30 protein-coding genes are annotated in these 21,273 nt (G+C 62.4%); 11 read left to right on the top strand and 19 right to left on the bottom strand.

Annotation, left to right across the window (positions count from 1 at the left end; translation table 11 throughout):
• Nucleotides 1–22 precede the first annotated feature (22 nt).
• The 19 genes from EET67_RS13855 to EET67_RS13760 form a co-directional block, all read right to left on the bottom strand.
• Nucleotides 23–334, bottom strand: coding sequence for an HNH endonuclease (locus EET67_RS13855; RefSeq protein ID WP_128626776.1), 312 nt, complete (start codon nt 332–334; stop codon nt 23–25).
• A gap of 126 nt (nt 335–460) precedes the next feature.
• Nucleotides 461–1,144: a transcription termination/antitermination protein NusG gene (gene nusG / locus EET67_RS13850; protein WP_245450921.1), complete on the bottom strand. Its 684-nt coding sequence runs from the start codon at nt 1,142–1,144 to the stop codon at nt 461–463.
• The gene (locus EET67_RS13845; RefSeq protein WP_165899906.1) at nt 1,110–2,354 is read right to left on the bottom strand and encodes a helix-turn-helix domain-containing protein; all 1,245 of its coding nucleotides are present in this window, start codon (nt 2,352–2,354) and stop codon (nt 1,110–1,112) included. Before EET67_RS13845 ends, nusG begins: the two co-directional genes overlap by 35 nt.
• Nucleotides 2,351–2,881, bottom strand: coding sequence for a hypothetical protein (locus EET67_RS13840; protein WP_128626774.1), 531 nt, complete (start codon nt 2,879–2,881; stop codon nt 2,351–2,353). The genes EET67_RS13845 and EET67_RS13840 overlap by 4 nt, the downstream gene beginning before the upstream one ends.
• Nucleotides 2,878–4,884 carry a DNA cytosine methyltransferase gene (locus EET67_RS13835; RefSeq protein ID WP_128626773.1) on the bottom strand — a complete coding sequence of 669 codons (2,007 nt, stop codon included), beginning with the start codon at nt 4,882–4,884 and terminating at the stop codon, nt 2,878–2,880. Before EET67_RS13835 ends, EET67_RS13840 begins: the two co-directional genes overlap by 4 nt.
• A gap of 8 nt (nt 4,885–4,892) precedes the next feature.
• Complete coding sequence (locus EET67_RS13830) at nt 4,893–5,387, bottom strand: helix-turn-helix domain-containing protein (RefSeq protein WP_128626772.1); 495 nt, start codon at nt 5,385–5,387, stop codon at nt 4,893–4,895.
• Nucleotides 5,384–5,629 carry a hypothetical protein gene (locus EET67_RS13825; RefSeq protein ID WP_128626771.1) on the bottom strand — a complete coding sequence of 82 codons (246 nt, stop codon included), beginning with the start codon at nt 5,627–5,629 and terminating at the stop codon, nt 5,384–5,386. The genes EET67_RS13830 and EET67_RS13825 overlap by 4 nt, the downstream gene beginning before the upstream one ends.
• Nucleotides 5,626–6,114 carry a hypothetical protein gene (locus EET67_RS13820; RefSeq protein WP_128626770.1) on the bottom strand — a complete coding sequence of 163 codons (489 nt, stop codon included), beginning with the start codon at nt 6,112–6,114 and terminating at the stop codon, nt 5,626–5,628. Before EET67_RS13820 ends, EET67_RS13825 begins: the two co-directional genes overlap by 4 nt.
• Nucleotides 6,111–6,410 carry a hypothetical protein gene (locus tag EET67_RS13815; RefSeq protein WP_128626769.1) on the bottom strand — a complete coding sequence of 100 codons (300 nt, stop codon included), beginning with the start codon at nt 6,408–6,410 and terminating at the stop codon, nt 6,111–6,113. The genes EET67_RS13820 and EET67_RS13815 overlap by 4 nt, the downstream gene beginning before the upstream one ends.
• Nucleotides 6,403–6,693, bottom strand: a complete 291-nt coding sequence (locus EET67_RS13810) for a hypothetical protein (RefSeq protein WP_128626768.1) — start codon at nt 6,691–6,693, stop codon at nt 6,403–6,405. The genes EET67_RS13815 and EET67_RS13810 overlap by 8 nt, the downstream gene beginning before the upstream one ends.
• Nucleotides 6,690–10,988, bottom strand: a complete 4,299-nt coding sequence (locus tag EET67_RS26095; protein ID WP_245450919.1) for an MT-A70 family methyltransferase — start codon at nt 10,986–10,988, stop codon at nt 6,690–6,692. The genes EET67_RS13810 and EET67_RS26095 overlap by 4 nt, the downstream gene beginning before the upstream one ends.
• Nucleotides 10,988–11,911: a DUF2303 family protein gene (locus tag EET67_RS13795; protein WP_128626767.1), complete on the bottom strand. Its 924-nt coding sequence runs from the start codon at nt 11,909–11,911 to the stop codon at nt 10,988–10,990. The genes EET67_RS26095 and EET67_RS13795 overlap by 1 nt, the downstream gene beginning before the upstream one ends.
• A gap of 28 nt (nt 11,912–11,939) precedes the next feature.
• A complete protein-coding gene (locus EET67_RS13790) occupies nt 11,940–12,290 on the bottom strand; it encodes a hypothetical protein (RefSeq protein WP_128626766.1) in 351 nt (116 codons plus the stop codon).
• Nucleotides 12,287–12,811 carry a hypothetical protein gene (locus EET67_RS13785; protein WP_128626765.1) on the bottom strand — a complete coding sequence of 175 codons (525 nt, stop codon included), beginning with the start codon at nt 12,809–12,811 and terminating at the stop codon, nt 12,287–12,289. Before EET67_RS13785 ends, EET67_RS13790 begins: the two co-directional genes overlap by 4 nt.
• Complete coding sequence (locus EET67_RS13780) at nt 12,808–13,122, bottom strand: helix-turn-helix domain-containing protein (RefSeq protein ID WP_128626764.1); 315 nt, start codon at nt 13,120–13,122, stop codon at nt 12,808–12,810. Before EET67_RS13780 ends, EET67_RS13785 begins: the two co-directional genes overlap by 4 nt.
• On the bottom strand, nt 13,122–13,379 hold the full coding sequence (locus EET67_RS13775; protein ID WP_128626763.1) for a hypothetical protein: 258 nt from the start codon (nt 13,377–13,379) through the stop codon (nt 13,122–13,124). The genes EET67_RS13780 and EET67_RS13775 overlap by 1 nt, the downstream gene beginning before the upstream one ends.
• The gene (locus tag EET67_RS13770; protein ID WP_128626762.1) at nt 13,376–13,870 is read right to left on the bottom strand and encodes a phage regulatory CII family protein; all 495 of its coding nucleotides are present in this window, start codon (nt 13,868–13,870) and stop codon (nt 13,376–13,378) included. The genes EET67_RS13775 and EET67_RS13770 overlap by 4 nt, the downstream gene beginning before the upstream one ends.
• Before the next feature lie 131 nt (nt 13,871–14,001).
• Nucleotides 14,002–14,520, bottom strand: coding sequence for a hypothetical protein (locus EET67_RS13765; protein ID WP_128626761.1), 519 nt, complete (start codon nt 14,518–14,520; stop codon nt 14,002–14,004).
• Nucleotides 14,517–14,804 carry a helix-turn-helix transcriptional regulator gene (locus EET67_RS13760; protein WP_128626760.1) on the bottom strand — a complete coding sequence of 96 codons (288 nt, stop codon included), beginning with the start codon at nt 14,802–14,804 and terminating at the stop codon, nt 14,517–14,519. Before EET67_RS13760 ends, EET67_RS13765 begins: the two co-directional genes overlap by 4 nt.
• Nucleotides 14,805–14,860: 56 nt before the next feature.
• Here EET67_RS13760 and EET67_RS13755 point away from each other — a divergent pair, with 56 nt between their 5' ends.
• The 11 genes from EET67_RS13755 (at nt 14,861) to EET67_RS13705 (ending at nt 21,269) form a co-directional block, all read left to right on the top strand.
• Complete coding sequence (locus EET67_RS13755; RefSeq protein WP_128626759.1) at nt 14,861–15,235, top strand: helix-turn-helix domain-containing protein; 375 nt, start codon at nt 14,861–14,863, stop codon at nt 15,233–15,235.
• 380 nt (nt 15,236–15,615) lie between these two features.
• Entirely contained in the window at nt 15,616–15,882 is a 267-nt protein-coding gene (locus EET67_RS13750; protein WP_128626758.1) for an Arc family DNA-binding protein, read from the top strand.
• Nucleotides 15,883–16,110: 228 nt separating this feature from the next.
• Complete coding sequence (locus EET67_RS13745; RefSeq protein ID WP_128626757.1) at nt 16,111–16,296, top strand: hypothetical protein; 186 nt, start codon at nt 16,111–16,113, stop codon at nt 16,294–16,296.
• On the top strand, nt 16,293–16,652 hold the full coding sequence (locus EET67_RS13740) for a hypothetical protein (protein WP_128626756.1): 360 nt from the start codon (nt 16,293–16,295) through the stop codon (nt 16,650–16,652). Before EET67_RS13745 ends, EET67_RS13740 begins: the two co-directional genes overlap by 4 nt.
• A complete protein-coding gene (locus EET67_RS13735; protein WP_128626755.1) occupies nt 16,645–17,229 on the top strand; it encodes a hypothetical protein in 585 nt (194 codons plus the stop codon). Before EET67_RS13740 ends, EET67_RS13735 begins: the two co-directional genes overlap by 8 nt.
• Nucleotides 17,222–18,346 carry a phage Gp37/Gp68 family protein gene (locus EET67_RS13730; protein ID WP_128626754.1) on the top strand — a complete coding sequence of 375 codons (1,125 nt, stop codon included), beginning with the start codon at nt 17,222–17,224 and terminating at the stop codon, nt 18,344–18,346. Before EET67_RS13735 ends, EET67_RS13730 begins: the two co-directional genes overlap by 8 nt.
• Nucleotides 18,343–18,774: a hypothetical protein gene (locus EET67_RS13725; RefSeq protein ID WP_245450918.1), complete on the top strand. Its 432-nt coding sequence runs from the start codon at nt 18,343–18,345 to the stop codon at nt 18,772–18,774. Before EET67_RS13730 ends, EET67_RS13725 begins: the two co-directional genes overlap by 4 nt.
• On the top strand, nt 18,771–19,064 hold the full coding sequence (locus EET67_RS13720; protein WP_128626753.1) for a hypothetical protein: 294 nt from the start codon (nt 18,771–18,773) through the stop codon (nt 19,062–19,064). The genes EET67_RS13725 and EET67_RS13720 overlap by 4 nt, the downstream gene beginning before the upstream one ends.
• On the top strand, nt 19,061–19,762 hold the full coding sequence (locus EET67_RS13715; protein WP_128626752.1) for a hypothetical protein: 702 nt from the start codon (nt 19,061–19,063) through the stop codon (nt 19,760–19,762). Before EET67_RS13720 ends, EET67_RS13715 begins: the two co-directional genes overlap by 4 nt.
• The gene (locus tag EET67_RS13710) at nt 19,759–20,037 is read left to right on the top strand and encodes a helix-turn-helix transcriptional regulator (protein WP_128626751.1); all 279 of its coding nucleotides are present in this window, start codon (nt 19,759–19,761) and stop codon (nt 20,035–20,037) included. Before EET67_RS13715 ends, EET67_RS13710 begins: the two co-directional genes overlap by 4 nt.
• A complete protein-coding gene (locus EET67_RS13705; protein WP_165899904.1) occupies nt 20,034–21,269 on the top strand; it encodes a tyrosine-type recombinase/integrase in 1,236 nt (411 codons plus the stop codon). Before EET67_RS13710 ends, EET67_RS13705 begins: the two co-directional genes overlap by 4 nt.
• Nucleotides 21,270–21,273: the final 4 nt, after the last annotated feature.

Below are 21,273 nucleotides of genomic sequence, written 5' to 3'. Positions count from 1 at the left end.
CCCCTCCCTTGAGGCCGGTCGGTCAGTACCAGACGCCGCGCGTCTGCAAGCTCGACCGCTCTTCGGCCTGCTTCAGCTTGTCGTGGCAGGCCTTGCACAGGCACTGCAGGTTGCCCTCATCCCAGAAGAGCCGCTCATCACCACGGTGCGGGACCTTGTGGTCAGCTACCAGCTTCGCTGTGTCAGGCTCGATGCGACCGCATCCGACCATCTGGCATGTGAAGAGGTCGCGCACGAGCACGGACCATCTCAGCTTCTGCCACCGTGCAGTCTTGTACCAAGAGCGCCATGGCTGCGAGGCATCGCGTTGCCGCGAGCGCTGCACTTCGTTCATGTTACTGGAATCATCACCATTGCGATGAAGCCGACAGGCTCTTGCCTGCGCTCCATCTGGGGCCGATGGCGCTTCCCTCGCCTTGGCGGGTGCGACTCTTTCGGCTCGTCCTGATGGAATCGCCTATTACCTTTTGCTGATCTGCGCAAGCTCAAGGTCAACCGACACAGCACGGCCGAAGATCATCACTTCGATCAGCGCCCTGCCCCGATCGTCCACAGCCACCACCTCACCGGGGAAGGAAGCGAATGGACCATCGTCAACACTCACCATGTCGCCCGGATTGATCTCCCGCAGCATGGACTTGATAGCCTCGGGGTCATGCTCCACATAGGCCCGCAATTTCAACATCTTATCAGCCGGAACTGGAGCGGGGCGCTCAGCGCCACCAAGCACACTGGCGACACCATCGATGCCGCTGAGAGCATCCCAGCAAGGCCCGCACCACACCACCCTGACGAAGATATAACCGGGCAGGAACGGCACCGTTTTCGCCTTCGGGCGCATTACCCCGTAGCGTCCGCGCCGCCTTACAACGATGGTTTCCTGTGCCATCCAGTGTTCGATGTTGGCGTCCTCAAGAGCCTTATCCACAACAATATCGAGGCCGCGCTTCACCTGAAGCACATACCAACGTGCTTCCGGTCCATCCATGCCGGCCGCTGCGAGCATCGCCTGCTGCCGACGCGACAGGGCGATTCGCTGATCCGACTTCTGCCAGGCGCGATCGATATTGATCGGCTCACCAGTTCTGTCGAGCCAGACATAATCACTCTCACTCAGCCGCTTCCTGTCGATCGTCATGTTCATGCTGCCCTCGCACCGCCGCCTCGAAATCGCTCAGTCCTTCCGGCCCGCCAGCCGGGAAGTAGACCACCGGTTGCCGCCCCGGATCCGGTATCCATGGCCAGCCACGCAACTCATGCTCCAGCCGCCACGCTTCGAAGGTTTCCGAGCCGACCGGCACAGCCACCATGAGTGCCGCGAGCGGTTCCAATGCCGTCGACACGGTAACGCCCTGCCTCATCGATGCGCGATCATGCATTGCGTTGATCTGCGGCCAGCCGGACTTGCGCTGCTTGTCCCGAAACAGTGCCTCCGCAGTCGCCTTGCCATCGTCGACCAGCTGCTGTTCGAACCGCGTCAGGCCGGCGAGCATCACCTTCGGCCCGGTCACCAGCTGCTTCAGCCGCGCCGCCTGCCACAATGGCCCGAAGGGCGCCGCCTCCAGCACCACCGGTTTGGCCTCGACCTCGCGAGGCGGCAGGCCTGTCCAGCGCTTTTCGCTGAGATATTTCGAATAGGCGCAGATCAGTTTGCGGCCGGATGCCTTGCAGGCCGCGACATAGCGCTCCCACTCCAGCGCGGCCTCCTCCCGCTCATCCGGCGAGAGGGCAAACCAGGCTTTCAGCGCCTCAGGCCGGGAATCGCCTATCGAGGTCGGCCATTGGCGATAGGCCCGCTCGAAAGCACGCTCGACTGCTTTCGGGTTTTCTTCCATCGAACCATCTTCCGCACTCTCTCGCGCGCCCTGGCGCGCACTCTGAGAGGTTCCAGTGGGAGGTTCTATGGACGGTTCTTCCTTATAGGCCCGGCACTGGTTGCCGGTAGGATGCGTCTGATTGCCGGTAGGTTCGGCGTCTGGTTGCCGGTTGGACCTACCGGCAGAATTTGCCGGTAGGTTTTCACCGTCATCACCCTCGCCAGCCTTGATTTCCCGGCATCTGTCAGCGCCGTCACGAACCATGACGTCGAGGTTGAGAACGATCATGTCGGACGCACGAGCGCCACTGGAGCGCGTGCGACGAGTGCGCTGGATGAGGCCCCATTCCTCCAGCCGCTGCAGCCATTCGCGCGCCGTGCGCTCGGAGACTTCGGCATCGCTGGCAAGCAGCGTCTGGCTCGGCCAGCACTCGGCCTTGTCGGGATCCGCATAATCGGCCAGGCACAGCAATATCGACTTCGCCGCCGGCGAGCCGAGCCGCTGTTCTTTCGCCCAGGCAGAGGCTTTCCAGCTCATCGCCCCGTCCTCTTCCATGTATCGAAATCGCCGCGGATCACGCGCCAGCGCTCGGCAGCGTCGTCATTGTCATTGAGATCGCGCCGGCTGGTGACGCCGAGTAGGCCGCGCAGGCGCTGCGCCACCTTCTCTTCGGTCAGCGGCTTTTCCAGCCCATGCCGCTCATGCAGGAAGGCCATGAATGCCGGTTCGCTGCACAGCATCGCCGCTTCGGCCGCATAGTTCTTGCGGGCCGTCGCCGGCAGGCCCCGCGCCGGCTGATGATGAGGCTCCCTGCCTCGCACGGCGGTAATTGCCCGGTCGACCAGCCCAAGCAGGAAGCGGACCGTTTCCGGAGCATCGGCGACGAAGGTGATTTCGTCCTGGCTGGCGGCAGGATCGAACCGCACGATCGGCAATGTGTCGCCGGTGCGCGTGCGCGCCTCAAGGAAGCAGCAGCCGTCGCCGTCATGGACCTGGGTCCATCGTCCCGGCGCGATCGCCGCGAGCTGGTCGCGAATGCGGGCAAGGCGGGCGTCGTCCCTCATTCCGCCGCCTCCAGCACCAGTTCGCGGCGGACATTGTCTTCGGCCAGCATCTGCACCATGAAGGGCGGCACGCTGTTGCCGACCAGGTGATACTTCTCAGTCTTGTTGAGCTTACGGGTGACCATGCGGCTCTTGCGCTCATCCCAGACAGTGATCAGGTGATCGAGGCAGCCGGGCTTGAAACCGTGCGCGGCGGCACCCTCTTCCGGCTCGACCATGCGCATGCCGACATCGGTGATGACGTAATCGACACCGCGGACAGTGACCGTCACCAGTCCGTGCCGGGCCTTGGCCGTCAGCGCACCGAGCGGCGACGTAATGTCGTCGTCGGTCTTGCCGTTCGAATAATAGTGCTGGAGGAAGGCGAGGATCAGCCCGGCATGATTGCCGCCGGCGCAGAACGACGCCGCCGGATCGGCGATGTCGCGGCCATCTTTATTGGTGCCGCGCAGCGCAAGCATCGACGCGGCGACAAGACCCTGTTGTGATCCCGTCGTCGTTATGGCCGAGAGCGGTTCATCGACTGGCCGCCCAGGATTGACGCCACCGATGCGGCGGCTGTCGTTGTTATGCTGCGCCATGAAGGCCGCGACCACCGCCGCTTTCGATCCACCCGCCACCTGTGTTCCGGCAGGCTCCTCGATGTCGAGCACGCGCGGCGCTTGCCCCTCCCGCTCGCCATAGCCCGACTGCACCATGGTCGCGGCCACCATCGCCATGCTGGACGAAGTGTGCAGTGTGTTGATCGGCTCACCAAGATCATGCACGCCGTTGCGATCGGCAGCGCTATGCTGATCCGTCCGCACAAGGCTAGCAGCGACAAGCACGCGGTCTTCCTTCGTGGTCTGGCTGCCAGCAGGCTCCGCAATGTGCCTTTCGCTGGATTGCGCCGCGCGTCCGCCGGCACCAGCTGTGAATGGCGCAATGCTGGCCTCGACGAGGGCATGGCTGGCACCGCCGGCCGTGAAGGCATGTGCCGGATCGTTGGCAGCATAGGTCGGCTCGCGCGAATTGCGCATGACGCCGAATGACGGCACGACCAGGCTCATTTCGCCGCGATGCGCCGTTGTAAAGGTGCGGGCAGGATCGTCGATCGAGTAAACCCTGTCGTCACCGGAATGCGTGATCGGCACGATGAACGGCTTCGCGGCGGTGATGACATGGCGCATCAGGCCGCGCGCCGTTCGGCGCATGGTGGCAGCCGCCAAGTCCTTCGCCCGCCCGAAGATTGAGCGCACAGGCTTTGACCAGTCGATGCAGGTGTGCATGCCGACCCATGGCTTGAGCTTCAGCTTGCGCGCTTTTGCGCGCGGCGCATGCGTGCGCTCACGCCAGACGATCGGGCGGCCATCAGCCTGCGCTACCCCGAAAAAGCGCTTGCGGATCGTCGGCACGCCATAATCCGCGCAGACCAGCACGCGGTGGTCGAAACTGTAGCCGAGCCCAGTCAGGTGCTTCAGCCAGGCGCGCCAGATGCGGCCCTTATGCCGAGGATCCGGCACCAGCCATTGATCCTGCACCGGCACACGCTCGCCCTTTGCCGCGACCGAACCATCAAGCCGCATCACCCGCCCGGTTGCCTTGTCGCGCTTGGCGATCAGCGGTCCCCAGGTCTGGATTTCCTGCACGTTTTCCATCGTGATGGTTTCGGGCCGAACGGTGCCGGCCCATCGGCAGATGATCCAGGCGAGCGATCGGCGGCGCTTCGAAACCGGCTTGCCGCCCTTGGCGACGGAAAAATGGGTGCAGTCGGGCGAGGCGTGCAGCACCCTCACCCCGCGGCCGGCGCACACTTCATATGGGTCCGCTTCGAACACGTCGCATTGCAGGTGGCGCGTGTGCGGATGCCGCGCCTTATGGATGGCGACGGCGACAGGATCGTGATTGATTGCGACGTGGACCGGAAAGCCCGCCGCCTCCAGCCCATCGCAGCCGCCGCCCAGGCCAGCGAACAGAACGACGGTGATGCGGTTGTCGAGATCGAAGCCAGGAGAGAGCTGCATTGGCTTCATCACCGCGCCCCCGTCTTTTTCAGCGCCCGCAGGATGATGGTGTGGTCACGCCGGAACAGCCGCCCCAGCGCGGCGGAAGAAAGGTCGGGCCGCGCCGCATGCGCCAGCGCTATCGCCTCATAGCGAGCCACAACCAGCGCCTCGCTGCGCCCCGCCCCGAGCAACGTCGCCACGCTGAACCCGTGGCGCTCGGCTACCTTGCGCTGAATGTCGGCGACACATGGCAGCGGAGCATCGTCATTGGCAGCGCCGGCACGGGCCCTCGCCTGGTCAATGATGGTCTGCGCTTCCACCCGCGCCTCAGCCAGAAGCCGCGCCGCCGCCTCGCGATCTGCCCGCGCGTCGGCAAGCAGCAGCCGCAGTTCGCGCGCCGGATGGACCGGTTTTTGCACCGGCACAGGCTTGGGCGTGACCGCAGCAACGACCTTCTCGGGCAGATACATCGAGATGCGCGGCAGGCCTTTGTCGAGTTGGCGCAGGGCAGGTTCGCTCACGGCTCCACCCCCAGCTCGGCCAAGCCAGCCCTATCGTCGGCAATGCGCTTGTCGAACGCGGCAACGAGGTCGGCGCGGATGCTGGCCAGATAGTTCGTCGAAAGCACGATGACAGCCTGGTTGCCGCCCTGCCCGATCGCCAGCGTCAGCGTGTCGCCGGCAGCAAGCCGGTCGCGCATGGTGATGTTTTGCGCCAGTTCAGATGCGAGCTTCTGCGCCCTGCCGATATCCGACGCCTTCACCGGTCGAACTCCCCGCAGCCGCGCCCGATCTCGCCGGGATTCTCAGGCTTGGTGAATTCCTTCCAGTGCACCCAGCCGCGCGGGCAGTGGAAGCCCCAGCTGCGCAGCGTCGGCCCGGTGATGAACAGCGTCCAGCACGGCCCGTCGACAAGCTCGATCCGATGCGCGGCAGAGGCGAACCGGAATTTGCGCTCGCCGGCATGGCGTTCCGTGCGCACATTGATGCCGCCGGCCGAGATCGTGTGCTCGACATAGCGGCCGCGCAGCAGAATGGAGAGGTTCCACCATGGATGATCATGAAGGGCCCGGTCATCGTCCGAGCGCATGAAGTGGTGGAGATAGATGTTGAACACGCGGTTGCGCGGAATCAGCCACCAGCGCCGGAGATAAGGATCATCCGGCGAGCCAATCACCACATCAGGCGGACGCCTCTCCGACAAGGCAATGAGACGCGGCGCAAGCCGCAGGATGAGCGCGCGGATCATGATGGACACTCCGATGTTTCACGTTTGGCTGCTGCTGTAACAGACTGATTTAGAATGGTTTTTATGGTGACGCGGCGATGCTTGCCGGTGTCGAGGAAGTCGAACGGGTCAAGCCCGGCAAGCTGGCAAAGCAGCAGGAAATTGCCGGCCGAGATCGGCTTGCCGGTGGTGGCGCGCGAGAGCATCGCCTTGTTGGTGTCGGGCCATTTCTCGGCAGCCCGGCCGAGCGAATAGCCGATCTCGGAAAGTCGAGCGGCAAAGGCCTGGGCGAACTGGCGGTGATCGATCTCAGCCACGCTGCTGCCCTCCATCGTCGGAAAGCAGGAATCCGTGGTCAGCCGGGAATTGACCGAGCACCGCCCACAGCGCGGCCCGAGGCTCTGCCCGGTTCAACCTGCCCATCCAGGCAAGATCGATCTGGTTAATGGTCAGTTTCGCGAGCCGCCGCCATTCGGCCTTCAGCCGCTTCACCGTCGCCTGCATGCCACAGCGTGCGGGTTTGCAGGCATGGGCATGGTGCGCCCGCGCCCGCAGGAAGAAGGCCAGCATGGCAGGAGAGAAGTCGGGGCGCGCCGTCATTCGGCGGCCTCGAGATCAGCTTCGATGCCCAACAGGTCGAACATCGAGGGCACTGCCATCTTGGCTTCTGCCTTCTGGCAGTAGCGCAGACCATCGCGGAAATAGGTTTCGGAAAGCTCGGAGGCCTGCCCGCGCCGGCCTTTCAGGATCGCTCGATAGGGCACCGTCATCAGCCCGCCGAACGGGTCGTAGATGACGTCGCCCTTGTTCGAATAGCGGTCAATCAGCCGGTCAACGATATCGAACTGGAGCGGGCAGACGTGCTTTTCGAGGTTCTGGAAGGCCTGCTCGCCGTTGAGCGTGCGCATGCGCACCACGTCCGTCCAGATGCCGCCGTCTTTCGAAGGCGGATCGAGCGTCATGTAGGTTTTCGACAGTGCATCGCGCGCGGCAAGCTCTTCGCCAAGCTTCACATGCATCTGGAAATCGTAGATCGCGTCTTCGGAAAGCTTCTGGAACAGCGCCCGCAACGGCTTTGGGCCGAGCCTGACCAGTTCATCGGTGGTCAGCAGCCTGTCGCCGGAAGACGGCCAGAATGCATGTGCATCGAGCTGCCAGCGCGCCAGCGTGTAGCCGCTATCCGGCACCTGGGCGCGCCGGTCACCATCGGTCCAGCGCTCATGCGAACCATCGGCGGCAATCACCAATGGCTTGTCGTGAACGACAGGCTCGTCGGCATAGCCGCGGGAAAGATCGCTCTGCGGCCTGCGGAACAGCAGCACATATTCCGGACAGCCGACGCCCATCTTGGTGGCGTCTTTCATCATCTCGGAATAGGTCAGGCGGTAGGTCTGGTTGTTTTCCTTCACCACGTCCGTGGCGATGGTGATCATGCCGACATACTGGAAGCCGTGCTTGAGGTAGTGGAATATCGCCTCAGCATGGAAAGGCGAGACGGTCGGCACGCCCTGCCCGGTCACCGAGCCGAACAGCACGCGGTCCTTTACGTGGATGCAGGCAAGCCGGCCGGGCTTCAGGATGCGCAGCAGCTCCGGCGTCAGGAAATCCATTTGCCGCCAGAAGTGGCCGTTATCGTCGGTATGCCCGAAATCGTTATAGCTGGCCGTGTATTCGTAGTGGTTACTGAAGGGGATCGAGGTGATGATCTCCCCGACCGATTCAGATGCAGTCGCCTGCGCTTCCAGCACAGCATCATTATGAGCGATATGGAACGCTTCACCCTTCTCAACCCGCCGTGCCACACCGATGGAGCGCGAAAGCACATCATCGAGCGGCAAGCCGTCGAGCCCGTATTTACGGATGATCTCCGCCATGCGCGCCATCAGGCGGTCATGCTCGACCCACTTGCCCTCGAGGTTGCGGCGCACTTCCCGCTCAGCTTCGGAATAGATGATGTCGATCCGGCACGCATGGTGCTGGCCGAACCGGACGATGCGATGCACCGCCTGGATGAAGTCGTGAAACTTGAATCCGATGCCGACGAAGATCGCCCAATGGCAATGCTTCTGGAAATTGTTGCCCGCGCCGGACATCTCCGGCTTGGTGGCGAGGTCCTTGAACCTGCCATCCTTGAAGCCGATGGCTGCAGCCTCGTTGAGCTCAAGGCTCTGCGAGCCATAGATCGACCGCACGCCCGGCACAGCCGCCTCGATCGCCCGCCGCTCATCCTCCAGGTCGTGCCAGAGCACCCGATGAGCATCAGGATCCTCGGCAATCAGTTCGGCCATCCTGGCGATGCGCGCGGGCAGGCTGTCGCGCTTTGCTGCACTCGCCTGGGTGACGCCGAGCGCCGTGTTGCGGATCAGCAGGCCCTGCCCGTCGCGGTCATAACCGGCCGTCGAGTGGTCGATCGGCACTTCGTGCCAATTGACCGTGAGTTCCGGCAGCACATAGCCGTCATCGGGAAAGCCGAGGTCGGCCGGGCTTTGCAGGAACACCGCCCAGCTATGCACCCACAGCCAGAATTCGTCTTCCTTATGCGGAAAGAGCGTGAGATCGCCGGCCTTTTCCGAATTGCGCTGGAAGAACCGTGTCAGCGCCTGGCCGGTATCCATGACGCCATCGTCGAGCGTCGCGGCTATGAAGCGCGAGAGGTCGATCTTGCCGGCGAGGATGGTTTCGTAATTGGTCAGATAGATCGCGTCGTCGCCGTCGATCTCGGCATTGGAGCGAATGAATTTGAGTCGGACGGCGCAGTCGCCGGTGAATCGCTCATCAGCCTCGGCCATGAATTCATGGCGCACACCGAGCGGTATCACGATCAGGCGCAGGCCTGGGGCAAATCGGCCAATTAGCCTCATAAGTTCAATCTGCATGAACGTCTTGTGCAGACCGAAGGATGCGAAGATCGCGCGGCAACCGCCCTTCAGCGCCCAGCGCACGATCGCCTTGCAATGCGGCGCGCCGGCCGGGTTGATGTCATCGGGCGCGACGTCGAATCCGTCCGCCTTGGCCAGCTGCATCTTGGCGCGCAGGAAGTCGAGATACGGATCCTCGACCGGATGGACGAGCGGCGCGTTCAATGCCGGCACCTCGCCAAGACCGAATTCGGCCAGCTTGTCCGCGCACCATTTCGCGCCGCCACGTGCTGCGGCCCGGTGTTTGTCGGTGGTGACGGAATCCTGAGGCCGTTCGGCCCACCCTTGGAGTGTCCGCTGCGCGAATTGCAGCGCTTCCGTTACGCTGCTTTCAAAATCGGGAGTTGCACGGAAAGGCCCACAGCAGGCAACGAGCCCCTTCAGATCGAGGTCATAGGACCAGCTGAAGCCATCATCATCTTTGCGGAAACAGAGCCGGCCCGAGCCGTTCTTGCGCATGCCGCCGATCGTCAACTCGGTAGCATGGTCACCGCTCGGCCGCAGGTCGACAGGAATGAGGGGTGCCGTCTCTCCGGCTGTCACACCACTTTCGGCGGCTGCTCGCTCACAGGTGTCGCTACCGCGTCTCTCCACGTCGTCACGCCTGATAGGAGGTGGCGTTCCCCCTGCATGGTCCGGCCCATGCGCCCTACTCACCTCTCCCGCCATGCTGTCGGAAGGCACCTCAATGGCCTTCACAGTCGCACCGTTGTCCTCGGAGGCTTTCGCTTCGGGATTTTCTACAGCGGCTTTATCGGAGCCACGCGCTGCCAGCGGCCTCCCAAGGCTGCGGCCGCTATCGGCGCCGGCCGCATCTCCCGATTCAAATCCCCATACGTCCCAGCCTGGACGAGGTGAGCGGCAGAATAGTTCGATGCGCGGCACGGCTGGATAAAGCCGCTCGATCTGCTCGGCGAAATAGTCCGGCTTGACCGAATGCTTGCCCTTGCGCTCGCGATAGACCGTCTCTGGCTGGCTGCCCGGCAAGGGCGACGCAACATCGCCACGCCGCCCGATCAGCAACAGCTCGTGACGGTCGCGGCCCCAATAACCTGTCCCGGCAACTTCCTTGTCCCATATCCAGTGATGGACATAGGTGAAGCCCCACGCCTGCATGACGCGCAGGCCGTCGAGTAGCATCGGATTGGTGGCCCACAGGAAGAGTACCGCATCGCGCGCGGCAACGCCGCCGATCTGGGCGAGCAAGCCGCAGATTTCCGTGGTCGGCATGGTCGGATAGTGGTTTTCCGGGCTCTTCTCCCGGCCGGTCACTTCAGAGCGAACGCCAAACTGCCATGGCGGATCGGCATAGATGACCGGATAGAGCGCCCCAACCTTGCCGGGCGCAGCCTGTGCACCCTCGCCCGCGATACGGCGCATATTCTCCAGCCGCTCGCCATGGCGCACCCGCTGCCGTTCGGCGCGCAGTTCCTTGGCGCGAGCGATGATCTCGCGTTGCTCACGCTCCAACACTTCGCGCTGGGCGTCCCGTTCAAGATGCGAAAGCGTCTCGCCCGTCTTTACCGACAGGCGCCCGTCGCGGATTGCATCGACCAGTTCGGAGGAACCATGCTCATGGATCCGGCGCGCTGCCTTCACCGCCCGCTCGGAAATAGACAACCGCTCAGCTGCCTTGTGGGCGGGCACATGTGCACCCCCGGAATGCTGGTTAAGTCCGGTTTCCCAATCGACGATGCGCGCAGCAACCATGGCGCGCTGGCTATCGGTCAGGTGACGCCGGTGCAGATTGTGCGACAGCACGAAGTTCAGCGGATCATCACCGTCATAGGTGACGAAGATCGGCTCGACATCAGCGAACTGACAGGCAGCAAAACGATTGCGCCCGTCAAGAATCTTGCCATCAAGGAGAACGATAGGCACCCGCTGGCCAAACGTCACAATGTCGTCGGCAAGCTCGCGGATCTCCGCGTCCGGCAGCATCGGAAACAGTTCGGCCAGCGGGTGAGCCTGCATCATCAGGCCTCCGGCGCACCTTCGAAGGACGGCAGACCGGTCTTTTCCGCCGCTTCCTTCAGGTCATAGCCGACTTGCTCGCGCAGGAAGCTTTCCCAGCGATAGAGCTGGTAGAACCATTTGATCGAGCCGCCGGCAATCCGGTAGCGCAGCCGCGCCGGTATGCGTACGGCATCGCCGTCGACAAAGGCCGGCACCGACACCATGAAGATGCCGGGAATAATGACCGCTTCACCCTTCGCATTGATATGCTCTTCGGAGAACTCGACCTGACGTTCGCCGGTCTGCAGACGAATGCCCTGCTTTGCCTTGGCGTTGACATGAACTTCCAGATGTCGGGACAGGGCGACGACATCGCTGGGAGTGGCCATCGTCTCATTGAACAGCCGCTCATACTCGCTCTGCTCGCCATCGCTCGGTGCGGCCAGTTCCGCCGCATGCTCCTCGAGGAAGGCCGCAAAGACTTCCTGATCCATCGGCGTGGCATTGCAGCCGACCCAGGCCTTGAATTCCTCAGTCAGTGGGAAGGCATAGACGATGCGATGATTGCGGTTGCGGGCACCGCCTTCGGCGCTGTCGTAATCGATGACGGCTGTGAGCTTCGGTTCCGGCCAGCTGGTGCGGCCGAATAGTGCCGACTGGTCATCCTTGTGCCGATTGACCAGGCCAATGAAGCTTTCCAGCGTGTCGGCGGTAGCGGTGCCGCGGCGACGTGAAGGCGCAACGCGAAATTCATCAATCAGCGGCTTGAGTGAACGGAACGCCTGCGCCTTGCGATCGAAGCCCATCGGGATCGATGCAGGCAAGCCGTCGCCCAGGCCGGACGTGGTGACGTTGATCGTGGCAGGCTTCGCACCCTCATTGGCGAGAGTGGTAATCAGTTCGATGGCATGCGCATCGATAGGCGCTTTCTGCTGGTCGGCCATAGCCGTTTCCTTTCAGGGCTGGAGAAAATCAGGAGGCGGTGGCCGCCTCGTCGCTTTCCGGCTCACGGGCTGACCGGGCCGGGAACATGTCGATCTGGTTGGGGTGCTCGACCGAAAGCATGCCGTCGATCGTCCAGAACGGCGTCTTCATGAACTTGACTGTTTCCGGCAGCTTCGACTTGGCCTCGGCCTTGATGTCGACGCGGCCGAGCTCGTAATCGAGCGTGATCTTGACGGTGATCTCGGCCTTGCACTTGTCGGCTGGGCACTCTTCCAGCGCATCGATCGCTTCGGTGAGGAGCTTGTCGCAATGGTTGGAGAAGTCGCCACGCGACAGAAGGCCAAGCATTTCACGGAAGGTGCGGAGCACGCGGCTCATGGGTCAGTCCTTTCGGGATGGAGGAGATTTTCGGTAGGCACTTCCGGCAGCGGGTCGGCCGGCGTGATCAGGATAGGGAGCTTGTCTCCGGCAAGCTGAGCCTGCAGCTGCGCGATTTTCTCTTTCGCTTTCTCCAGACGGGCGAACATCGAACGCGTGCGCAGCGCGGCGTCATGGGCGCGCTGATTTGCATCCGAAAGCTGCTGGCGCAGATCGTCGACCTCGCGCGCAAGCACGTCGGTTCCGGAATTGGAGAGGCCAGCCTGGGCGAGCAGCGCCAGTGTCAGGCCGCCTGCTCCGGTAAGCCGATACTCGATCTGCTGGTCATCCTGCTCATGCAGCGGGTTATCTTCTGTGCGAGATGCGACCGGCTCGATCAGGCCTTTGCGCTCAAGCGAAGCGCTTGCGCCGTAGATCCGGCGCTCGCCACCGGCGGCAAGGGCCAGTTCGGAAATCTGGTTGCGCGTCAGCGTCAGGCTGAATGCGCCGCTGGTGACGTAGTCGGAGAACCGGGCGTTCATCTCCGCTTCCTCCTGTCGCGCAGCGCCTGCAGGATCCTGTCGACGCGCGCCGCCGGAACGCCGGTCGCCTTGGCGATTGCCGCGGCATCGCCCTGCCCGGCGCAGGCAAAGACCAGGCGCACCTGCTCATCGAGTTCGGCATCGGAAATCGGATCGTCGCGCTCCTGGCCGACGCGCGCGGCAAAGGCGGCATCGAACAGAAGCTGCGCATAGGCCGTGGTGGTGTAGCCGCGCGGCTTCGCCATCTCATGCAGGCGCTGATGCGCCCGCGGCGGCACCTTGATGGTGATGGAGATCGGCGCGGGAGGCATCAGGCTGCATCCTCCACCACGCTCGGGCAGCCGGCGAGATAGGCGCGATGGAAGCTGCAGTAGCAGCCATTCGTCCGGCCCGGACGCCACAGAGCAGGCGATACCGCTTCCGAGCAGAAGCGGGTGCCGCGGTGATCGCGACCGATTGGAAAGCGGCATTCATGCGAATCGAGGTCGATCAGATGCCATCCGTCCGGATCAGCGCCGGGCGCGAGCGGCGGCTTGCGCATGTCGATCATGTCGGCGATCGACCTCACGCCACGCCCCCGCCAACAAGCGAAAGCCCGCCCTGCCCGCGCACACTGGCCACCACCTTGCGATATTCGGCAAGCGAGCGCTCGACACCCGCCAGCGCCTTGTCGATCTGGCTGGCCTCGGCGGGCGTCAGCTTGCCGTCAGCAAAAGCCAGGGCGCCGGCCGTCATCAGTTCGCCCATCTGAACAACAGCCTCGGCGTGGCTAGCCATCACCGAAACATTGTCGGAAGCCGCAACTTCAGTTTCGGCGAACCGGCGGCCACGAGCCGAGGCAATCGCCTCGCTGAGATCGAACCGGCCGGTTTCTTCCTCCAGCGCAAAGATCGCATCGAGCGGCATCAGTTCCGGACTGTCGGAGTTGGCCCAACGGCCCACCGTCGATTTGCCATAGGAGCATACGGAGGCTGCCCGTTCGATGCCGCCAGCTGCTGCGATCAGGTCGCGCTGCTTGGCCTTGAGCAGGAAGTGACGGGCATTCGCGTTGGGTACCATGCTGGCCTCCTCGAAAAGGCAAAAAGCTTCCCGCGCCGGGAAATCCCGGCGTCGTTTCCCGTGGCGGGAACTGGTCAGGTGATTCAGTGTGCGGGGGTCAAAACCTCATGGAGGCCCGCAACAAGATGCTGTCATGGTCCGCCGCTCCTGAAACGGTTGTCGCCGGTTCGGTTGAATGCCGGCAGGTCGGTAAGGTCGCCGTCGCGGGCGAATGCCGCGCGGTTGCGCTCAACCTCGTCGAGCACGGCACGGGCAAGCGGCCCGGCGCCGATCTTGGTGGCGTGGGTGGCAAGCGCCAGCGTCAGGGCCTCGTCGGCAGAACACTGCTCATAGGCTGCGATCGCGCGCAGCAGGATGGTTGCGTGATCGGAGAGACGCACGAACGCCATATCCATGTCGGGGCCGCAGGCGTGATCGACGCCGATGACCACCGGCTCGCATGGCATGGCGTCGGACTCGGTGAAATGAAGAAAGGCCGCCCTGTCACCGGAGGAGCTTGGCGACAGGGCGGCAGTTTCCGCATGCCCGGGAGGAGGTGGACACGCGGTCAGGGGTTCGGGACGAGCTGCACGCTCGCGGAAGGGATCAAATACGCCGGCAAGGCGGGCACCGCGATCAGCCAGGATGGAACTGGAGAGCCGGGACTTCATTCGGCTGCCTCCACCACATTTGGTATGGGCGCACTACTGGACTCCCCCGGATGGATATCTTGCCCGGCGCGAATCGCTGCCGCAGGCTCGCAAGGATCGGATGCGGGGATAAGCGCCTCGATCGGTAGACCGGTTTCCCGGCTGATCGCAGCAGCCAAGCGCAGTGAAGGGGTAGCTTTCCCGGCCTTGATCTTAGTGATCATTGAGCGATCACAACCAACCTTCGCGGCCAGAACCGCATCGGTCGTGTTGGTGGAACTGAGATGTTCGGCCAGCTTTGTCATGCCGGGAACGTGAATGTCATGAACGTGAATGTCAAGCACAATGTGAATGACATTGCATGGACCGCACAACAGCCCAATGCGAAAATGTGAATATGGCTCCCGTAAAAAAAGATCTTAGACCGCTCGGAAAGCACTTCCTCAAGGAGTGGCGCGAATACCGCAAGCTCGACCAGGAGGAGGTGGCGAGCAGCCTTGACGTGTCTCGGACACTCTTATCCAAGATCGAGGGAAGGAAGAGTCCCTATACCCAGCGCACACTCGAAGCTGCGGCTGGAGTTTATGGCTGCACGCCCGCACAGTTACTTTCGCAAAACCCTGGGCGCGCCGACAACTTCATCACGCTGTTTGAACGCGCGGAGAGGTTAGACGGAGCCCGCAGGGATCATGTTATGCGGATTATCGAAGCGGCTCTTGGAAGTCCTTCTGGATAAGCGCGAAAGTCTTATCCACCTGCGAAGACCAATCTCCACCATATAGAGCCGCTAAGGATGCCGCGAGAGCTGCAGCATCCCGCCTCACGCGCTCGTAGGGGTCCATCGCCGCGAGTGGTGATGCTAGCGGTGCCGCGAACACCCCTGAAAACAGAACCCGCCGGTTGATATTGTTAGGTTTGATCGGGTCTTCGGTACACGCACTCAACAAAGCCAAGCCTCCCGCCGCTACATCAAAAACCAGAACATTATACGAACATTGCTCCCTCGAAAGAGTCAACGTCTATTCCGCTTTTCATAATGCGTGGCACATATCACGGCACATTTCCACCTGAAATGACACCATTTAAGCACGTCAAACTTTCAGCCATAAGATTGGTATGTCACAGCAAGAGCCTCCGAGATTTAACCTCCGGTTGACGCCCGATCTCCAGAAGCGGATCAAACACGCCGCTATCGAGAGCGAGCGCAGTGTGAATGCTGAAATTCTCGCGCGGCTTGAGACTACATTCTCACCCGATCCGACAGCTCAACTGGCGGCTGTACTGCGGCCGTTCGCATCCCTGGGTGATCATGACCGCGCCAAGATAGTGGAGCTTTTGGCCCAGACTGTGGATATCCTGGCAAAGGGCACTGCCAAGCGTTAGGCGCTCTCGCGCTGCCGCCACCATTGGATCAGATTCTATTCATCTTTTAACGACTGTTCATCGTATTCACATTTCTTCTTGATCTATGTGTGAATGTCATGCACTATCCAGCGTGACAGTCCCACTGAGCATCGGAGAAATGATCATGGACACTCTGCAGGACATCCTGTCCGGCATTGCGATGGTGAGTTTCATCACTGGCGCAGGCTTCTGGCTTTCGGTGCTGGCATGATCCACCAGCGCAACTATCGCCCCGAATGCGAAAGCTGGCCTGAGTGCAATTGCACCGACCATTGCGAGGTCCGCCGCTTTCTCAACATCGACGAGCCCCGCTTTGGCTGGTTTGAATTCTTCATGCTGGCCTTGCTGCTGATCGGCGTCGCCGCCCTGGCTTATGCCGGGTGGCCGTCATGACGCTGTTCCGCATCCATTTCGACCAGGGCGAGCCGATCGACATCGAGGCAGCAACGCCAGCCGCCGCGCAAGCTGCGGTGCAAAAGCAGCGCCCGGCCGGTTGCATCAAGAAAATCAAGAGGGTGAAAGGAGAAGGCGCGATGCCGGCACCCGCCGAAGAACAACCGCACCCGTGCCCGATCTGCGCCGAGCCGTTCAAGCCGGATGATCTCTGCGCATCGGATGTCGAGATGGGCATCTGTCACGCTGCATGTCTGGAAGGTTCTCCGGTTGTCGACCTTGACACCGGAGAGCCGGTCGACGGCCCGGCCACGACCTATACCTATCGCTCTGTTGAGGGTCAGGCCAATGGCTGATGTGATAGCCGGCGATGCGATAGAGACAGCTGCCCGCAAACTTGCCGCCTGGCTGGGCTATAGTTGGGATGGCCTCGACGATGGCAGCATCGTTGGGAAAGGCTTCCCTGTCTTCGCATTCAACCAGTTCGGCGGCCGGTGCTTCCAGGGCTACAAGGGCGATCTGATCGACTTCGCGCGCGAACTGCTGTCCGCCGCCCCCAAAAAGCCGCGCGATATCAGCGAAGCATTGATCGAGGCCAAGGCGATCATCTTCTTCTACGAAGACGAATTTGAGAACCTTCGGTGGATCGCCACGAACGATGTCAAGGGAAACAAATCCGGTGGCGACAAGCTCGGCCGCGACATGGATCGCTGGGAGAACCATCCCGATCACGTCCATGAGCGCTTTCGCCTGCGCGCGCGGGAAGCACTGGGGGCCAAGACGGCGCAGATCGAATGGATCGCTCTCGGTGGCTATATTGACCCGCCACCGCCCCCGGACGGCTTCATCACTGAAGTTAAGCGCGACGGGCACATGGGTATCGTAACCCACTATCGCTTTGTCTCAGCGCAGGAGGGCCGCCCGAATGGCTGAGCACTCCACCATCGAATGGACCGACGCCACATGGAACCCGATCACCGGCTGTTCTGTCGTCTCCCCCGGCTGCACCAATTGTTACGCCATGCGCCTTGCCGGCACACGGCTGAAGCACATCCCGAGCCGTAAAGGCCTCACCCGCGACAGCAAGGCCGGCCCGGTCTGGACGGGCGAGGTCCGCCTCAACAGCGAATGGCTCGACCAGCCGCTGCGCTGGAAGAAGCCCGGCCGGATCTTCGTCTGCGCCCATGGCGACCTGTTTGCCGAAGGCGTTCCGGACGAATGGATAGACCAGGTCTTTGCCGTCATGGCGTTGGCGCCGCAGCATACCTTTCAGGTGCTGACCAAGCGTGCCGCAAGGATGCGGGAATACATCACTGCACGCTTGAACAATTCGCGGCTCCGGCTCCAGATCGTCGGCACGATGAACATGATGGGCGCCGGTGCAACCCGACCGATCGGCTATCGCATGTGGCCCCTCCCCAATGTCTGGCTTGGCGTCTCTACCGAAGATCAGCAGCGCGCCGACGAGCGCGTTCCAGAGCTGCTCGCCACGCCGGCAGCAATCCGCTTCGTCTCGGCCGAGCCGCTGCTGGGCCCGATCCAGTTCGATGATTTCTGCAACGGATATAAATTCATTGACGCCTTGCGGGGCAATTGGTGGCACGACAACCCGGATGGTCCAAATCCAATCTCGCGCGGCCATGAAAAGCTGGACTGGATCATCGCCGGTGGCGAGAGCGGCAAGGATGCCCGGCCGATGCATCCGGACTGGCCGCGCCAGATCCGCGATCAATGCACAGAGGCTGGCACGGCCTTTTTCTTCAAGCAGTGGGGCGCGTGGCAGATAGCCGAGGAAATCGAGCAGGCCGAAGGAATACCGCACCATTGGCGATTTCCTGACGGGGATGAATTCCACATCGTCTCTGACGGCCACGACATCATCATGTGCGAAGCTCAGGACAGCCGCACGCCGAAGAGGATTTGGCGCGACTATTGGGCAGATGGCCATGGCAACCTTGCCAAGCGCTGCGGCAAGAAAACCGCCGGCCGGCTGCTCGACGGCGTCGAGCACAACGGCATGCCCGAGATCCGCGAGGTGCCATTCTCGTGAGCAGCAAGAACCCGACCGTCAATCGTTGGCTCACCGACAAAGCGATGGACCGTATCGACCATGCGCTGGGCCGTCCGATCTGGCCTTTGCGCGAGACTTACCGCAATCACTATGCGACCGACGCGACTGGCGCACTGGCGATTGATCTCGCCTACTCTGCGCACTGGGAAAGCCTCGGCCAGTCCGGCAGCATGGCATTTTTCGCTGTGACCGTCACCGGTAGGAAAGCCCTCGCTGATTATCTGGACAGCATGGACGCGACCCAGCGCCACCGCGCCTACCTCGTCACCTACGAAGGCCATTCGCGCATAGTGCCGGCCAAGAGCCGTGCCAATGCTCGCTATTCAGAATTTCTGACCATTCGCGATTGCTTCTCCGAATTGACCTTCGGAGAGTTCATCCGCGCATCCAGCGTGAGGCAGGCATGAGCATCGTCCGTCACGAAGGCCTCCAGCAGATCACCTGCGATTCCTGCCCGGCTGCATTCGGCGAGACCTATGCCGACGAGGATTTCGGCCAGATGATCGCCGACGTGAAGGCTGCCCGCTGGCTTGTCCGCCCGGTCAACGCTGCAGCTGCTGCGCGCAACGACCGCTCGACACAGGATCTGTTCGGTTCGGCCCCGCGCATTGCCGGCGGCAAGGCTCAGCAGAAATTCACCCACACCTGCCCGGCCTGCGCCAAGGCGGCACGAGATCAGCGAGGCAGCCTGATATGACCGATCGGCCCATCCTCTTTTCCGCCCCCATGGTCCGCGCCTTGCTCGACGGCAGGAAGACCCAGACGCGGCGGGTGATCGACTTCCCCGGCATCGAAAAGGTGCTGGAGTTTGTTTCCGTCGCCACCGATCAGCAGGGCCGGCGCGTCTATGAAATGAAGGACGCCGCCGGAGAGTTCGTTACGCGGCCGGCCGGCAAGCACTTCGCCGAATACCAGTTCTGGCCGAAATACGCCGTCGGCGACCGCCTCTGGGTGCGCGAGGCGTGGGCTCCGCTCGATGCCCTTACCCATTCCGATCCCGGCGTGCAGGCCCTGGCAGATCGCGGCTTCTATCGGGCCGACGATAGCACAGTGGAAGGAGAAATCTCGCGCTGGCGACCCGGCATACACATGCCCCGTTGGGCCTCCCGCCTCACCCTGAACGTCACCGATGTCCGCGTGCAGCGGGTTCAGGTGATCGGCGAGGCAGATGCCGTCGCAGAAGGCGCGATTGTTCCGAGTAAGACTGGACCGCATTATACGGCGCTCGATGCGCCATTCGGAAAGCGCCGCGTCGGCACAAGTGCCTATAACCTTTTTCGCCAAGTTTGGAACGACATCAACGCCGCACGCGGTTTCGGCTGGGAGGCAAACCCCTGGGTTGTCGCCGTCACCTTTGCAGTCGAGCGGCGCAATATCGATCAGGTGCGGCCGTGAAGAACCCTGCCATCCTGCCCGTCTCGCTCGCCCCTTTCGGCGTCAACCGCGAACAGGCCGCCACGCTGATCGGCGTCAGCCCGACCGTCTTCGATCGCCTCGTGCAGGACGGAACGATGCCGCAACCTCGCTTGCCGGTGAAGGGCCGATGCGTCTGGGATGTGGACGAACTCGCCACGGCCTGGCGCCAGCTGCCGCACCGTGGCGGCGCCTCACATCTTGACGACGCCACCGCGAACGACAATCCTTGGGACCGTAAAGCCGCCAAGAGATGAGCGATCCCGTGAAAATGGACCTTAAAGGCGTGGTGATGGATAAAGATCGCCGCGACAACGAAAGGTACTACTTTCGGCAACTCGGCAAGAAGAAGGTCCGCCTGAGAGAACCCTACGGCTCAGATGCGTTCCTCGAGGAGCTCCGCTGCGCACGCGAAGGCATCCCTTACACACAGAGAGGCGCACACGCGCGCAAGACGAGTAAACGCGATGTCCGGCAGCCGGCCAAGGCAGGCACGCTCCTGTGGCTCTGCCAGGAATATTTCAGGCGCGGCGGCGCAGAGGTCACGCTGGCGACCATGTCGCGCCGCCGCGCGATCCTCGAAGGCATCTGCAAGAAGCCGCACCCGCTGGAAGGCGATCCGGATCCTGACTATCCGACCAAAGGCTCCCTTCCCTTTGCCGGCATGAAGCGAACCCACGTGAAGGAGCTGCGCGACACCCGCCTTGATGCCTTCGGCGCGGCCAACAATATCGTCAAGGCGGTATCGGCCATGTTCGAATGGGCGAAGGACGCCGAGCTCGTCGAGCACAACCCGGCGCACGGCATCAAGCCGCTGAAGAGCGGCGAAGGCTGGCACACATGGACGATCGAGGAGATCGTCCAGTTCGAACAGCACCACGAGGAAGGCTCGACAGCCCGCCTCGCGCTGGCGATTTTCATGTACACCGGCCTGCGCCTGTCGGATGCTTCGATCTTCGGCCGGCAACACATCCAGCTCGTGCGCAACGAGGAAACCGGTGAGCTGGAGAAGTGGATCAAGATCCGGCCGAAGAAAACGAGCCACGGCGCCGATCCTGTTATGGTGGAAATCCCGCTCCTGGCGGATCTCGAAACCGCTCTGGCGAAATGTCCGGCCGATCAGATGACCTATCTGGTCACCTCATTCGGCAAGCCGTTCACGGAAAACGGCTTGGGCAACAAGATGCGCGAGTGGTGCGATTCGGCTCATCTGCATCATTGTTCGGCCCATGGCCTGCGAAAGGCCGGCGCAACCGTGGCAGCAGAGAACGGCGCGACTCACGAACAGCTGAAAGCGATTTACGGATGGACCACCTACAAGCAGCCGGACCTTTACATCCGGAAAGCCAGGCGCCGGAAGGTCGCAAAGGCGGCTTCGCACCTGCTGGTTTTCGACCGAAACGAGAACAAAAAAGTCCCACTTTTGGACGGGGTGGAATTAAGTGGGACGATTTCGGGCAAAAAAGATAATAAAATCAATAGCCACTAAAGTC

Source organism: Borborobacter arsenicus (assembly GCF_003934165.1).
GTDB lineage: Bacteria > Pseudomonadota > Alphaproteobacteria > Rhizobiales > Rhizobiaceae > Pseudaminobacter > Pseudaminobacter arsenicus.
The sequence above is the reverse complement of the archived record's forward strand: the minus strand, read 5'-3'. Positions and strand labels throughout refer to the sequence as shown.

Bases quoted from the DNA above. Each gene is read 5' to 3' on its own strand.
- EET67_RS13765 (WP_128626761.1), bottom strand. From the start codon at position 14,520: ATGAAGTCCCGGCTCTCCAGTTCCATCCTGGCTGATCGCGGTGCCCGC.
- EET67_RS13835 (WP_128626773.1), bottom strand. From the start codon at position 4,884: ATGCAGCTCTCTCCTGGCTTCGATCTCGACAACCGCATCACCGTCGTT.
- EET67_RS13780 (WP_128626764.1), bottom strand. From the start codon at position 13,122: ATGCCTCCCGCGCCGATCTCCATCACCATCAAGGTGCCGCCGCGGGCG.
- EET67_RS13740 (WP_128626756.1), top strand. From the start codon at position 16,293: ATGACGCTGTTCCGCATCCATTTCGACCAGGGCGAGCCGATCGACATC.
- EET67_RS13845 (WP_165899906.1), bottom strand. From the start codon at position 2,354: ATGAGCTGGAAAGCCTCTGCCTGGGCGAAAGAACAGCGGCTCGGCTCG.
- EET67_RS13795 (WP_128626767.1), bottom strand. From the start codon at position 11,911: ATGGCCGACCAGCAGAAAGCGCCTATCGATGCGCATGCCATCGAACTG.
- EET67_RS13715 (WP_128626752.1), top strand. From the start codon at position 19,061: ATGACCGATCGGCCCATCCTCTTTTCCGCCCCCATGGTCCGCGCCTTG.
- EET67_RS13750 (WP_128626758.1), top strand. From the start codon at position 15,616: ATGTCACAGCAAGAGCCTCCGAGATTTAACCTCCGGTTGACGCCCGAT.
- EET67_RS13770 (WP_128626762.1), bottom strand. From the start codon at position 13,870: ATGGTACCCAACGCGAATGCCCGTCACTTCCTGCTCAAGGCCAAGCAG.
- nusG (WP_245450921.1), bottom strand. From the start codon at position 1,144: ATGAACATGACGATCGACAGGAAGCGGCTGAGTGAGAGTGATTATGTC.
- EET67_RS26095 (WP_245450919.1), bottom strand. From the start codon at position 10,988: ATGATGCAGGCTCACCCGCTGGCCGAACTGTTTCCGATGCTGCCGGAC.
- EET67_RS13840 (WP_128626774.1), bottom strand. From the start codon at position 2,881: ATGAGGGACGACGCCCGCCTTGCCCGCATTCGCGACCAGCTCGCGGCG.
- EET67_RS13785 (WP_128626765.1), bottom strand. From the start codon at position 12,811: ATGAACGCCCGGTTCTCCGACTACGTCACCAGCGGCGCATTCAGCCTG.
- EET67_RS13730 (WP_128626754.1), top strand. From the start codon at position 17,222: ATGGCTGAGCACTCCACCATCGAATGGACCGACGCCACATGGAACCCG.
- EET67_RS13760 (WP_128626760.1), bottom strand. From the start codon at position 14,804: ATGACAAAGCTGGCCGAACATCTCAGTTCCACCAACACGACCGATGCG.
- EET67_RS13705 (WP_165899904.1), top strand. From the start codon at position 20,034: ATGAGCGATCCCGTGAAAATGGACCTTAAAGGCGTGGTGATGGATAAA.
- EET67_RS13755 (WP_128626759.1), top strand. From the start codon at position 14,861: ATGGACCGCACAACAGCCCAATGCGAAAATGTGAATATGGCTCCCGTA.
- EET67_RS13745 (WP_128626757.1), top strand. From the start codon at position 16,111: ATGATCCACCAGCGCAACTATCGCCCCGAATGCGAAAGCTGGCCTGAG.
- EET67_RS13790 (WP_128626766.1), bottom strand. From the start codon at position 12,290: ATGAGCCGCGTGCTCCGCACCTTCCGTGAAATGCTTGGCCTTCTGTCG.
- EET67_RS13855 (WP_128626776.1), bottom strand. From the start codon at position 334: ATGAACGAAGTGCAGCGCTCGCGGCAACGCGATGCCTCGCAGCCATGG.
- EET67_RS13720 (WP_128626753.1), top strand. From the start codon at position 18,771: ATGAGCATCGTCCGTCACGAAGGCCTCCAGCAGATCACCTGCGATTCC.
- EET67_RS13735 (WP_128626755.1), top strand. From the start codon at position 16,645: ATGGCTGATGTGATAGCCGGCGATGCGATAGAGACAGCTGCCCGCAAA.
- EET67_RS13820 (WP_128626770.1), bottom strand. From the start codon at position 6,114: ATGATCCGCGCGCTCATCCTGCGGCTTGCGCCGCGTCTCATTGCCTTG.
- EET67_RS13810 (WP_128626768.1), bottom strand. From the start codon at position 6,693: ATGACGGCGCGCCCCGACTTCTCTCCTGCCATGCTGGCCTTCTTCCTG.